Source organism: Actinocrinis sp., assembly GCF_035946395.1.
In the GTDB taxonomy this organism is placed as follows: domain Bacteria; phylum Actinomycetota; class Actinomycetes; order Streptomycetales; family Catenulisporaceae; genus Actinocrinis.
Genome location: NZ_DASYZI010000184.1, coordinates 1 through 13,935, shown reverse-complemented (window position 1 = coordinate 13,935; position 13,935 = coordinate 1). Strand labels below are relative to the sequence as shown.

The window sequence follows — 13,935 nt, the reverse complement described above, 5'->3', positions numbered from 1 at the left end:
GAAGGTGCGCGGGGAGACGCCGGCGGCCTCGGCGATGTCCTCGACCCGCAGATTGTCGAAGCCCCGTTCGAGCGCGAGCTGGATCGCGGCGTCGCTCAGCGCCTGACGCGTCGCCAGTTTCTTGCGCTCGCGCAGGCCCGGTGTCCCGTGCGCCGCATGGGTCCCGCCGTGAAGTTCCCCGTGGCGGTGTTCATGAAAAGCGTGCTCATGAAGACCGTGTTCCTGGTGAGGGTGTCCTCGTTGGGAGCCCTCCGCGTAGTCGGCTTGACCCCCGTTATCTCTGTTCATGTATCGACGATAGCTCAAACTTGCGTACCGCGCAATAATTCTTCGCACGCAAGTTTTTCACTTTGGTGGACTCCGGCCGTTCAGCGGCTCAGCGACCGGCCGTGCAGTGTCTTTCGGTGCGGTCGTCGCCTCGCCACGCATCGTCGTCACGCATCGCCGCACTTCGTCACGTCACGTCCCGCCTGGCTTCATCGTGCCTGGTCAGGCGGACAGTCCATGGTGCTCGGACACGTCCGCGGACCAGCGCGGCCGGGCTGGACCTCCGGCCGACTTCACTCGTTCAGAGCAGTGCCGCAGGTGCCTCGGCAGCCGGGACTCGATCCGCACTCGCCCTGCTGGACAGCCGACCCGCGCTTCCGTTGCGCTCGAACGCTCGCACTGGTTGAGGCGAAACACCCGATATGTCAATCTCGGAAACGCAGCACCAGTCAAACTCCAGACCGACGAGGAGCCAGGAGGGCAGCCGTGCAGGCCGCGCAGCCGCCGCCCGAGAGCCCGGTGCTCAGCCGCGCCCAGGCCCGCGAGCTGGTCGGCGCGCTGATGGCGGGTGGAGTCGGGGCCGCGGCGTTGCTGCCCTCGGTGCTCGACGACTACCGGGTGACCCGCGCCATCCTGGACGGTTCGGGCGCTGGAATCGGCGTGATCGATCCCGACCTGCGCTACGTCTACGTCAACGACGCGTTGGCCGCCCTGAACGGCATCCCGGCCCCGGAGCACCTCGGCAGGCGGTTGTCCGACGTACTGCCCGACGTTGACCTCGAACCGGTGGAGAAGGTGCTGCGGTCAGTGCTACAGAACGGTCGGCCACAATTCGTGACGGCCAAGGGACGTACCCCTGCCGACTCTTCTGCGGACACCCGCTGGTGGGTCAACGCGTTCCACCGGCTTGAGGACACCGCCGGCGCGGTGATCGGCGTCGTCGGCGTCGCTCTCGAAGTCACCGAGACCTACCGGGTGAGACAGTTACTCGACGAAGCCCGCACACGGCTCGCCCTACTCGACGAGGCGGCGACCCGGATCGGCACCACCCTCGACGTCGACCACACCTGCCGGGAACTGGCACGGCTGCTCGTCCCCCGGCTCGCCGACATCGCCGCAGTGGACGTGCTCGACGTGGACGGCGCTCCCGGGGCACTGCCCGCGCACGGCGCGCTCCGGCTACGCCGGGTCGCGCTGAACACGACCGCCGCACTGGGCAAGGCGGCGAAGTACTTCGGCTCGGCGGGGACGGTGAACGAGCCGCAGGCCTCCTCAGCGGTGGCGCGTTGCCTGACCGAGCAACGCCCGGTGATCTCGAACCTGCCGGACGACCGGGAACTGGCCGCCGACGCGCCGAACGCTGACCGGGTCGCCCAGTACCGCAAGCTCGGCATGCACTCGGCGATCTGCGTCCCGCTCACCGCGCGGCGTGACCTGGTCGGCGTGGTCATCCTGGTGCGCGCAGGCACCTCGCCGGAGTTCTCCCAGCAGGATGTGGATCTGGTCGGCGAGCTGACCCGGCGGGCCGCGACCAGCATCAACCACGCCAAGCGGTACGCGCACGAGCACCAGACCGCGCTGATGATGCAGCAGGCGCTGCTCGCCGAGCCGCGACCGCCGCACGCGGACGTGCAGTGCGCCAGCCGCTACCTGCCGACCGGGGCCGACATCGAGATCGGCGGCGACTGGTACGACACGGTGGCGCTGCCCGGCGGCAAGACGCTGCTCGTCGTCGGCGACGTCATGGGGCACGGCTTCGAGGCGGCGTCCGCGATGTGCGAGTACCGCTCGCTGCTGCGCACCCTCGCGCTACAGAGCGACGCGCCGGAGCACATTCTGGCCGAGGCCGAGCGGATCGCTGAAGGCCTGGCGTTCGACCGCGTAGCCACCTGCCTGGTCGCCGTGGTGGACCCGGCGGCCCGCACCTGTTGCCTGGCCAACGCCGGACACATGCCGCCGTTGCTGATCGGGCCCGACGGCCGCTGCTCGCTGGTCGAACTACCGGTCGACCCGCCGCTCGGCGTCGGGTCCGACATCGGAGGGGCCGAACTGCGCAGGCATGCTCCTGACGAGCGCGGCGCTGGCGAGTTTGCCCGGTACAGCCGGGCGACCATCGAGTTCGAACCCGGTGCGACGCTGCTGTTCTACACAGACGGTCTGGTCGAGCGGCGCGGCGAGGACATCGAGGAGTGCCTCAACGCGCTGACCCGGCTCGACGTCGATCCGGAAGGGCCGCTGGAGCAGTTGCTTGACGCGGTACTCGGCCGCTTCATCCCGGACGGTTCCGAGGACGACGTGGCCGTGCTGGCCGCGCGTCTGCTGCCGGCACGGCCGGGAAATCCAGCACACTGAATCCTCGAACCGGGCAACAAAATCAACCGGCCGTATCGGGCCCTGACGTGTTACCGTCGAAATCCAATTCAGAAACACCTTGACCATCGGCGGCACTTCGTCGAGGCATTACCCCTCTTCGAACCTGGCCGTGGCCGGTGGCGCGGGGTCGGCCGTCGCACGGGCGGCGGACGAACCTACAGCCGCCCACAAAGCCATGGCCAGGTTCGAAGAGCCGGCATTACGGACCGGCCGTGATGCCGGTCGTCGCGCTCCGCGAGGCAGCCGTCGAATGTCCGCTCCATAGGCGTTCGTTGCGGTCTGCGCCGCCCGAGCCCGGTTCTTAGCGTCTTAATGAACAAATGACGGCGGCGTCTTCATCAAGCGGTGCCACACTTTCGCACACACGATTGCATAGCGGGAGTGACGTCCAGCTCATGGGTCGCAGCCGCGTTCTCCCGTCATACTTCCGAATCCTGCTTCCGAGGGGGGCCGATGACGGTCGATGACCAGGTGGCGGCTACCGCCGCGATGAGCCGAGAGCAACGTGACCAGTTCGAACGGGATGGCTACCTCGTCATCCGCGGCGCACTGAGCGAGGACGAGGTGGCGTCCTACACAGATGCGCTCGACCGCGTCTACGCGGTCGAAGAGGCAGCGGGCCGGCTGGCGGTGGACGGCTCAATGCACAAGCTCGGCGCGGTGGCCAACTGCCCGGAGGCGGTCGGCCTGATCGACCACCCGAACACGTTCCCACTGGTCTGGTCGATACTCGGCTGGAATATACATATTTACCATTCACACTTAGACGTTCATCCACAGATAACGATCGCGAAGCCGTACCGATTCGAGTGGCATCAGGACGGCGGCCGGCAGAACCGTGAGCTTGAGACCGATCCACGCCCGCGTCTGTCGGTGAAGATCGCCTACTGGCTCTCCGACGTCTCCGAACCCGGACGCGGCAACTTCAAGGTGGTGCCGGGCAGCCACGTGCGCAACCGGATCGACGGCCCGCCGCGCCGGGACGTCGAGTGGCCGGAGCCGGCGGGCTCGGTCGAGGTGTGCGCCGGCCCGGGCGACGCAGTGCTCTTCGACCGCCGGCTGTGGCACACGCGCACGAGAAACCGTTCGGCTTTTATGCGAAAGGGCATCTTCTTCGCGTACTCACACCGCTGGTCCTACGGCCGGGACGAGAACGACGAGTTGCTCGCGTCCACGCGCTTCGCCGGATTCAGCCCGATACAGCGCCAGCTGCTCGGCGCGAAGCTGGCGACCGACGGCCAGGTTCCGGGCGACCACCAGTGGGGCCACTATCCCGAAACGACGCCGCTGCACGGCTTTTTGAAGCGCAACGGCCTGCTGGACCCGGCGTATCCGCCGCTCAGGCCGTGAGATAGGTGAGACGCCTGGGACGCGAGTCGCGCCCGGCGATATTCAGGGCTCTTCAAGAGCGGCATAAGACGGCCTGATCGGTGGCCGATCCGTTGAGCGGATGTCCGGTTGATGACGACATTTCCGTTGACGGGCGGATCGGCGCCGACCATAGTGAACCTGTCCTCGCCGCGGCGCCGGCGTGCGGGGGCGCCGTTCGCGCGGCGGCCCGCGAAGTCGCTGCCGACCGGCAAGGAGGGACGGCGCATGAACGCGCCCCGGTTCACACCATCACAGCTCAGAGCACGACGATTCAGTCCGGGCTTTCTCAGGACGGCAATTCACAGCGCGCTGCGACCGCTGCGCGGCAACCCGCGCCGGACGCGTGTGATCGGCGCGGTGTGGGCGGTGCTGCTCGGCTCCACCGCGGCGCTCCTGCCGTTCGTGGCGCAGACCGCCAGCGCGGACAGCGCCGCCGGGCTCCCCGCCTGCCCGTTCTGGACGAACGCCACCCCGCCGCAGCGCAGCGTCACGCCGTGGGTGCCGCCGTTGCAGACCGCGGGCGCGGTGAACTTCTCCGGCCGGCTGCCCGCGCCCTCCGGCGTGACCGGCACGCTGTCCGGCGGGCAGGTGACCATCGCCTTCAACCGGGTGCCGGGCGCGCAGGCGTACCGGGTGTGGCGCAACGGCCAGTCGGTGGCATGGGTCACCGACTGGGGCCAGGCGGCGCTCACCGCGACGGACACCGCGCCGTGCCAGAACGCGTACTACTCGGTGGTCGCGCTCGCCGACCAGAGCGGTTCGGACGCGTCGATGGGCCAGCTGTCGGCGCCGTATCAGCTCTCTGCCGCCGGCACCGTCGTGCCCTGGCAGACGCCGGTCGGCAGCACGATCGACATGATGGTGACCTCGTACAACGACGGCGGGATGACCGCCTCCGGCTACAACGCGCAACTCGGCGTCTGCGCCGTCGACCCGCGGGTCATCCCCTGGGGCACGTACTTCACCGTGCCCGGATACGGGACCTGTTTCGCGGGCGACATCGGCACCTGGATCCAGAACGACACGGTGGACGTGTGGCTGCCCGGCTCTCAGGCGAACAACTGGGGCGTGCAGGACCGCACGGTCACGATCATCGCCAATCCGTACGGCGGCAGCGGGACGGGCTCATCGGCCAGCGCCAGCCCGAGCGCAAGCCACAGTGCCAGCGCGTCGCCAAGCGCCTCGGCGAGTCCCAGCCCGTCGGCATCGGCCAGCGCGTCCGCCAGCGCCAGTGCGACGACCCCGCCGAGCGGCGGCACGAACCTGGTGGCCAACCCCGGCTTCGAGAGCGGCGCGCTGAGCCCGTGGACGTGCGACGCGGGCACGGCCTCCGTAGTCTCCAGCCCCGTTCACTCGGGCGCCCACGCCCTGTCGATCACGCCGACCTCGTCGGACGACGCTCAGTGCTCGCAGACGGTGGCGGTGAGCCCGAACACCGCGTACACGCTCACAGCGTGGGTGCAGGGCAGCTACGCATACGTGGGTGCTGACGTACCCGGCGGCACCGGTTCGAGCACGTGGACGCCGTCCACGTCCGGCTGGAGCCAGTTGCGCACCACGATCACGACCGGCGCGAGCACGACCTCGGTGACGGTGTGGGTGCACGGCTGGTACGGGCAGCCGACGGTCGGCGTGGACGACGTGTCACTCGCGTAGCACATCAGGGTACGGACACATATGGGGCCGCGGCCCGCCCGGCGGACGTTCCACCGGACGGGCCGCGGTCGTTCAGGTCAGACAGCTGTCGGATCAGAACGGCGATCAACCGGTGAAAGCGTGGAAGATCGACGTGAACTGGAACGCGGACTGCGAGATGCCGCTGCACGTCGGGGAGACGCCGCCCGAGCAGCCGCCGTTGTCGCGGCCCTCGGACCAGAACGCCAGCCGGCCGATGTGGTTCGCCTGCGCGAACGAGAGCAGCTGCTGCGCGTCGGCGATGGTGAAGACCGGGCCGGTGTCGTTGTCGCCGATCATCGGGGTCACCCCGAGCATCGCATAGAGCTGCGCCGAGCTCAGGCTCGGCCAGATCGTGGCCATCTGGCCCTCGGTGGACTGCGCCGCCTCGATGACCGAGGTGCCCCAGTCGCCGTTCGGGGCGAAGTCCATCGTCATCGGGTTGACGATGCCGACCTGTACGCCGTGCGAGACGGCGTTCTGTAGCACCTGGACCCCGAGGGCCGGGGTCAGGCCGTAGGTCGCGGCCTGCACTTCGAGGGTGTAGCTGACCACGGTGCCCGGACGGTCGTGCTGAACCTGCGCTATCGCGGTGTTGACCATGTCGGTGTTGGTGGACGCCTCGACGTCGAAGTCGATGTGCGTGATCTTCAACGTGTCGACGACCTTCTCATAGGCCGCGGCGAGCTGCGCCGAGCTGGTGCACGTGGTCTCCAGGTAAGGGCCCTGAGCCCCGCCGAAGGAGACGGCCACGTCGCCGCCGAGCGCCCGCAGATCGTTGATCTCGCCGATGATCCGCGAGTCGGTCAGCGAGATCGTGCCGCCCCACGAGGGGTCGCAGGCCGAGGTGTCGCCGAGGACGAAGGCCAGGGTGAAGGTCTTCTGCCCGGTGGCCTGCTCGATCTGGGCCAGGGTCGGGGTGGACATGGTGATGTCGATGTACGGCGCGACGTGCCAGTTCTGGCCGCCGGGCGGGGTCACCGTGGTGGTGGGGCTCGGCGAGGGGCTGGCGCTGTGCGAGGGGCTGGCCGAGGGGCTGGCGCTGTGCGACGGCGAGGGGGACGGCGACGGGCTGCCGCTCGGCGAGTGGGTCGGCGTCGCGGACGGCGTCGGCCCGGCCGGCCCGGTCAGCGCGAAGTCGTCGCCGTAGTACGCCGCCTGCGCGTACCAGCCGTGCACGTAGACCTGGACAGAGGTCTGCGATGCCGTGGTGGTGAAGGCCACCGACAGGCTCGTGTAGCTCGTGGACGAGGTCCAGGTGCTCGCACCGCCGGTGATTCCGATGTAGGCGTACGGGCCGTCGACGTAGCCCGAGAGCGTGTAGGCGGTGTTCGGCTGGACGGAGACCGTCTGCGTGCACTGCGCGTCGTCGGATGAGGTCGGGGTGCCCGCAAGTGCGTACGAACCCGAATGAACCGGGCTTGTCACGACCGCGGCGGTGCCCGGGTCGCAGCTCCAGCCGGACAGGTTTCCGGCCTCGAAGCCGGGGTTGGCCAGCAGGTTGGCCGAAGCGGCGGTCGCGGGCGTGGCAACCGCCACGACCGTCGCGAGCCCGGCGCTGAGCAGCGCGGTCGTACCGAGCGCGGCGATGAAGCGTTTGCGGCGCGGCGTCATGGAACCTCCAAGCTGGGACCGCGATGACGCCGCTTCGCGGACGGTGGACAAGTGGCCTTCGGCAAGCAGATTGGACTAGACCACAGGGGCTGTCAAGGAAGTGCCCGGGAACCCATTGACCAACGCAGGACGCGTCTGTAACTTCCTGCTAGCATCCCGCAAAAAATCGTCATTGGCTAGTCAGACATCTTTAAGAACACTGCAATTTATCGACTAGCCGGCGACCGGCTCCACTGCGCTCTGTTCCACCGTTCACGCACCACGCCGACGAAGTCGTAACGTGCGGACGATCACGACTTCCTCGGCCCCTCCCAGCTCCCATGCCAGAGGAAGAGGATGAGAACGAGAAACGGACCCACCAGGCTGCGCACCGCCCTTACCGCGGTGGCCGGCCTGCTGGTCTCCCTGCTGCCGGTGCTGCACGCCGCGCCGGCCGCCGCGGCGGGGACCAACCTCGCGCTGGGCAAGACGGCCACGGCCAGCAGCGCCAACGGCCAGTACGTCGCCGCCAACCTCAACGACAACAATCAGGCCTCGTACTGGGAGAGCACCAACGGCTCGACGGTGTTCCCGCAGTGGGCGCAGATCGACCTCGGTGCCAGCACGCAGATCAACCAGGTCGTGCTGCAACTTCCCACCGGCTGGGGCGCGCGGACGCAGACGCTGTCGATCCAGGGCAGCACCGACGGCACGAACTTCTCCACCATCGTGGCGTCCGCCGGCTACACCTTCGACCCGACCGCCAACACCAACACGGTGACGATCAGCTTCGGCGCCACCGGCACCCGGTACGTGCGGGCGAACATCACCGCGAACACCGGCTGGGCGGCCGCGCAGCTCTCCGAGTTCCAGATCTACGGGCCGGCCGCCACGTCGGCCAACCTGGCGCTGAACAAGAACGCCACCTCCAGCGGCTACAACCAGACCTACGCGCCAGCCAACGCCGTGGACGGCAATCAGTCCACTTACTGGGAGAGCACGAACAACGCCTTCCCTCAGTGGCTCCAGGTGGACCTCGGCTCCTCGGTCGCGATCGACAAGGTCGTGTTGCAGACCCCGATCACCAACTGGGGCGCGCGCACCGAGACCCTCTCGGTCCAGGGCAGCACCGACGGCGCGAACTTCTCCGACATCGTGGCCTCGGCGAGCTACACCTTCGACCCGGCGACCAGCAGCACCGTGACGATCACCTTCAACTCGACCACCACCCGGTACGTGCGGCTGAACATCACGGCGAACACCGTCTGGCCGGCCGGCCAGATCTCCGAGTTCCAGGTCTACGGCCCGACCTCCGGCGACGTCACGCCGCCGACCGCGCCGAGCAACCTGGCCTACACCCAGTCCAGCAGCGGCGCGGTCACCCTGACGTGGGGCGCCTCGACGGACGACGTGGGCGTGACCAACTACGACGTCTACGCCAACAACACGCTGCTGACCAGCGTCCCGGGTACCGCGCTCACGTACACGGACAATCCGCCGACGACGCAGACCATCACCTACTTCGTCCGCGCCCGCGACGCGGCGGGCAACCAGTCCGCCAACAGCAACAGCGTCACCCGCACCGGCCAGAGCGCGACGCCGCCCACGGCGCCGACCAACCTGGCCTACACCTCGCCGGCCTCCGGGCAGATCAAGCTGACCTGGAGCGCGGCGACCGACGCGGTCGGCGTGACCGGGTACAACATCTACCGCAACTCGGCGAAGATCGCGTCCGTCTCCGGCAGCACCCTGACGTACACGGATTCGGTGGCTGACACGCTGACCGTCTCCTACTACGTGACGGCGACCAACGCGGCCGGACTCGAATCCTCGCCGAGCAACACGGTCACCCGCACCGGCAGCGGCGGCACCGGCACCAACCTGGCGCTGAACAAGCCGATCGACGGAACGCCGTACACGTACATCTACGCACCGGCGAACGCGAACGACGGCGACGTGACCACGTACTTCGAGGGCTCGTCGTATCCCAGCCAGCTGACGGTCCACCTGGGCGCCAACGCGAACATCACCTCCGTGGTGGTCAAGCTCAACCCGGCCACCGTCTGGGCGGCGCGCACCCAGACCATCGCGGTGCTCGGCCGCGAGCAGAGCGCGAGCACGTTCAACACGCTGGTCGCCGCGCAGAGCTACAGCTTCGACCCGAACAGCAACGCCAACACGGTGACGATCCCGGTCACCGCGACGGTCGCCGACGTCGAGCTGTCGATCACCAGCAACAGCGGCGCGCCCGGCGGGCAGGCCGCCGAGTTCCAGGTCATGGGGACCCCGGCGCCGAACCCGGACCTCACCGTCACCAGCAGTTCGTGGACTCCGTCGGCACCGGTGGAGACCGACTCGATCACCACCTCGGCGGTGGTGCAGAACACCGGCACCGCGGCCTCCGTGGCGACCGACGTGAACTTCTACCTCGGCACGAACAAGGTCGGCTCCACCACCGTCGGCGCACTCGCGCCGGGGGCGTCGCAGACCGTGTCGGCGAGCATCGGCACCCAGAGCGCCGGTTCGTATCAGCTCACGACGAAGGTCGACGAGACGCACAAGAACTTCAACCTCCAGAACAACCAGAGCTACACCAACCCGACCAACCTGGTGGTCGCCCCGGTGCAGAGCGCCGACCTGGTCGGCACGCTGGCCTGGACGCCGCCGAACCCGTCGAACGGCAACACGGTCAGCTTCACCGCGACCGTCAAGAACCAGGGCACCATCGCCACGACGAGCGGCTCGCACGGCGTGACGATGACGCTGCTCGACCAGAACAACGCCACCGTCACCACACTGACCGGCTCGGTCAGCGGGGCCATCGCGGCCGGGGCCACCGCGGCGCCGATCTCGCTGGGCTCGTGGACCGCGGTCAACGGCAAGTACACCGCGCACATGGTGCTCGCCACCGACCCGAACGAGCTGCCGATCAAGCAGCCGCACCTGACCAGCGACACGCCGATGTTCGTGGGTCAGGGCGCGAACATGCCCTACGACTCGTACAAGAGCACCGCCGGCACGCTCGGCGGCGCCGCGGCGATCGCCGGCCCGAACCGCACCATCGGCGACATCGCCGGCGAGGCGTCCGGCCGGCAGGCGGTGACGCTGAACAGCACCGGCGACTCGGTCAGCTGGACCTCGCGCGAGTCGACGAACACCTTCGTGCTGCGTTACTCGATCCCTGACGCGTCGGGCGGCGGCGGCATCAACGCCTCCCTCGACCTGTACGCCAACGGCACCCTGGTCGAACCGCTGAACCTGACCTCGCACTACGCGTGGCTGTACGGCGCGGAGACCGGTCCGGGCGACTCGCCGAGCGCGGGCTCGCCGCGGCACATCTACGACGAGTCCAGCTTCATGCTGCCGAGTTCGTATCCCCAGGGCACGGTGTTCAAGCTACAGAAGGACTCCTCGAACACGTCCCAGTACGCGATCGACTTCATGAACCTGGAGCAGGCCGCGCCGATCGCGAACCCCGACCCGGCGCACCTGATCGTCCCGGCGGGCTTCACCCAGCAGGACGTCCAGAACGCGATCAACACGGTGATCCAGGACACCACCGGCGCGCACACCGGCGTCTACCTGCCGGCCGGCCAGTACTCGCTGACCGGGCGCATCTCGGTGTACGGCCACGCGGTCAAGGTGGTCGGCGCCGGCCCCTGGTACACGCAGTTCGTCGCGCCGGCGAGCCAGACGAACACCGACACCGGCTGGGACGTGCAGTCCACCGCCAGCGGCTCGTCGTTCAGCGGGTTCGCCTGGTTCGGCAACTACACCACCCGGGTGGACGGCCCCGGCCACACCTTCCAGCTGACCAACACCTCGAACCTCACGCTCGACAACCTGTGGATCGAGCACAACGTGGTCGGCGTCTGGGGCCTGACGGCCGTGACCAACTCCACGTTCACCAACCTGCGCATCCGCGACACGCTAGCGGACGGCATCAACCTCACCAACGGCAGCCAGGGCAACCTGATCTCCAACGACGAGGCGCGCACCACCGGCGACGACAGCTTCGCGCTGTTCGCGGCGCAGGACAGCTGCGGCGGCTGCAAGGAGACCAACAACACCATCCAGAACGTGACCGCGCTGACTCCCTGGCGTGCTGCCGGAGTCGCCGTGTACGGCGGCTTCAACAACACGATCCAGAACTTCTACGTCGCGGACACGCTCTGCTACCCGGGCCTGACCGTCAGCTCGCTGAACTTCGGCTTCCCCTTCGAAGGGTTCGAGGACAGTCCGCCGACGACCATCCAGAACTTCTCCCTCGCGCGGGACGGCGGCCACTTCTGGGGCCAGCAGGCGTTCGGGGCGATCTGGATGTTCTCGGCGACGAACACCTTCACCGGGCTGCGGATCAACGACTCGACGATCACCGATCCGACCTACACCGGGATCATGTTCCAGACGGACTACGTGAACAACGTCGCGCAGGCACCGTTCCAGGACACGATCTTCACCAACACCACCATCACCGGGGCGCACGCGAACAACGACGGCTTCGGCAACGGCAAGTCGGGCTTCGGCGTCTGGGCGAACCCGCTGCCCGAGGCCGGCCAGGGCCCGCCGGTCGGCGCCGTGACGTTCAACCACCTGGTGGAGAGCAACAACGACGTCAACATCCAGAACACGACCAGCACGCTCACCATCACCGTGAATCCATGAGCATGGTGAACCCGTAGGGTTCGCCGGCTCTCACAGGTGAGCACGGGCTCCCCCGCCGCGGCGGGGGAGCCCTGTGTTTTCCGGTTCCCGATTCTGCCAAGCCGTTTCAACGTTCGACGCCGGGGCCATAGATTCAGGACAGCGGATCAGGGTACGCGCTCCGCTAGAACCGATCGCGCGACCTGGGTGGGGCATGCTGAACAAGTTCGAGTGCGTCGAGGCGGGCCGGGACCGGTGAGCGACCGGGATCTGAACGCGGACCTCGACGCCGCGCGACGCGGCGAGGAGTCCGGCATGGCCGCGCTCTGGCGGGCGCTGAACCCGCTGGTGCTGCGCTATCTGCGCGTCGTGGTGGGGCAGGCGGCGGAAGACGTCGCTTCGGAGACGTGGCTCCAGGCCGCCTACGACATCAGGAAGTTCCGCGGCGACGCGGCGGTCTTCCGGGTATGGCTGTTCCGGGTGGCCAGGCACCGTGCGCTGGAGGAGTTGCGCCGCAGCGGGCGCAGACGGGAGGATCCGTCGGGGCTGTTCGCACTCGATGATCGGGCATCGCGTGACGATCCGGCACGTGAAGTCGTTGAACGTATGGCGACTCGACGAGCGCTGCGTTTGATCGCCGATCTACCCACGAATCAGGCGGAAGCCGTGATGCTGCGGGTGGTCGTCGGCATGGACGTGGCGCAGACCGCCGCAGTCCTCGGCAGACGTCCCGGCGCGGTACGCGTGGCGGCGATGCGGGGGTTGCGCCGACTGGCCACGATGATCGACGCGGAGGACGGTATGGAAGGCGTGGAGGTCATACGGACCGACGCCGCCTCGGCGATGAAGGGGGTGGTGGCCGAATGACGCCGACGGACAACCGGGACCTGGACGCCCTCTTCGCGGCGGCCACCGCGGACGCCTTCCCGGAAGAGCGGAACGAGGAGATCCTCACCGTCGTGCTGGCGGCGTTCAACGCGGCTGGTATGGCTGAGTGCGAGCGCGCCGGCGATGCGGCGGCGGGCGAACGCCGCACACGGGCGCGACGCGGCAGAACCCCGGTGATCGTCAGATGCGCCGCGATGCTCTTCGTCGCCGCAGGCGGCGGCGTGGTGGCGGCGAGCGCCGGGATCCTGCCGGCGTCGGCTCAGTCCCTGGCCCACCAGTTCCTCGGCGGCATCGGGATACCGGCGCCGAATTCCAACGGCACGTCGCAGGGTGGCGCGGCGTTTTCGCCGATGCCGACCGCGTCGTCGACGTCGACGAGCCACGTGCTGTCCCGGGCGAGAGGCGTGGCGACCACGCCGGACGGCTCCGCGACTTCTTCGGCGATGGACTCGACGCTGCGGGGCCTGTGCAGCGAGGTGATCGGCAGCGGCAACTCCTGGCAGGGCTCGCTGAGCGATCAGGATCTGGCGCTGTTGACCGCCGCGGCTGGCGGTGACAAGAAGATCGTGCCCTACTGCGCCCATCTGTCGGCCCCGGCACAACAGCCTTCGACGACGCCCCCTGATGATTCGGGCACCGCATCTAGTTCGCCGAGTGACGGCACGCCCGGTGACAAGGGCTCGAACGGCGCCTCGGCGAACGCGAACACCTCGGACGGCAGCCCGAACCCGAACTCGTCCGGCAACGGGAGCGGCGACAACGGCGGCGGAAGTGGGGGCGGCAACGGCACTGGGAGCGGAAGTGGCGGTGGAAGTGGGAGCGGTAGCGGAAGTGGGGGCGGAGGCGGCGGCAGCAGTGGTCACGACGGATCTGTGAACCCCGGCGACCTGAGCCTCAGCCCGACTCCCAGCCCGAGCCCCGGCCCGACGCAGTAACGTCCTCGCAGCCTTCGATGCGGCCACCGCGACGCACGTCCGTGTAAGGGAAAGCCATATAGCGGAAGGCGCTGGGCGGGTGTAACGGAATTCGCGCTTCGGGTCCCTGTTATACGTGTGAGGCGACTGCCCGGGGCGTGCCCGAACACTCCACGGCGGCACCTTGCAGGGCCTGCGGCGCCGGAACCCT

General features: G+C 68.5%; 8 protein-coding genes. 6 read left to right on the top strand and 2 right to left on the bottom strand.

Translation table 11 applies throughout. The features are described from left to right. Nucleotides 1-288 (bottom strand): TetR family transcriptional regulator (locus VGS97_RS11865; protein WP_326853437.1); only part of this gene is annotated, 288 nt, incomplete at its 3' end. Nucleotides 289-753: 465 nt separating this feature from the next. Here VGS97_RS11865 and VGS97_RS11860 point away from each other — a divergent pair. The 3 genes from VGS97_RS11860 (at nucleotide 754) to VGS97_RS11850 (ending at nucleotide 5,667) form a co-directional block, all read left to right on the top strand. Continuing rightward, the gene (locus VGS97_RS11860) at nucleotides 754-2,619 is read left to right on the top strand and encodes a SpoIIE family protein phosphatase (RefSeq protein WP_326853436.1); all 1,866 of its coding nucleotides are present in this window, start codon (nucleotides 754-756) and stop codon (nucleotides 2,617-2,619) included. Between the two features lie 474 nt (nucleotides 2,620-3,093). Next, nucleotides 3,094-3,990 carry a phytanoyl-CoA dioxygenase family protein gene (locus tag VGS97_RS11855; protein WP_326853435.1) on the top strand — a complete coding sequence of 299 codons (897 nt, stop codon included), beginning with the start codon at nucleotides 3,094-3,096 and terminating at the stop codon, nucleotides 3,988-3,990. Between the two features lie 246 nt (nucleotides 3,991-4,236). Then, nucleotides 4,237-5,667 carry a carbohydrate binding domain-containing protein gene (locus VGS97_RS11850; RefSeq protein ID WP_326853434.1) on the top strand — a complete coding sequence of 477 codons (1,431 nt, stop codon included), beginning with the start codon at nucleotides 4,237-4,239 and terminating at the stop codon, nucleotides 5,665-5,667. Nucleotides 5,668-5,772: 105 nt separating this feature from the next. On the opposite strand, the gene VGS97_RS11845 is transcribed toward VGS97_RS11850, so the two are convergent. After that, nucleotides 5,773-7,299 carry a carbohydrate binding domain-containing protein gene (locus tag VGS97_RS11845; RefSeq protein ID WP_326853433.1) on the bottom strand — a complete coding sequence of 509 codons (1,527 nt, stop codon included), beginning with the start codon at nucleotides 7,297-7,299 and terminating at the stop codon, nucleotides 5,773-5,775. Nucleotides 7,300-7,635: 336 nt separating this feature from the next. On the opposite strand from VGS97_RS11845, the gene VGS97_RS11840 reads away from it, so the two are divergent. From VGS97_RS11840 to VGS97_RS11830, 3 genes are all read left to right on the top strand, one after another. Further along, nucleotides 7,636-11,943 (top strand): discoidin domain-containing protein, encoded by a 4,308-nt coding sequence (locus VGS97_RS11840; RefSeq protein ID WP_326853432.1) that lies wholly within the window; start codon nucleotides 7,636-7,638, stop codon nucleotides 11,941-11,943. Nucleotides 11,944-12,177: 234 nt separating this feature from the next. Beyond that, nucleotides 12,178-12,789, top strand: a complete 612-nt coding sequence (locus VGS97_RS11835; protein ID WP_326853431.1) for an RNA polymerase sigma factor — start codon at nucleotides 12,178-12,180, stop codon at nucleotides 12,787-12,789. Further along, nucleotides 12,786-13,745: a hypothetical protein gene (locus tag VGS97_RS11830; RefSeq protein WP_326853430.1), complete on the top strand. Its 960-nt coding sequence runs from the start codon at nucleotides 12,786-12,788 to the stop codon at nucleotides 13,743-13,745. Before VGS97_RS11835 ends, VGS97_RS11830 begins: the two co-directional genes overlap by 4 nt. Nucleotides 13,746-13,935: the final 190 nt, after the last annotated feature.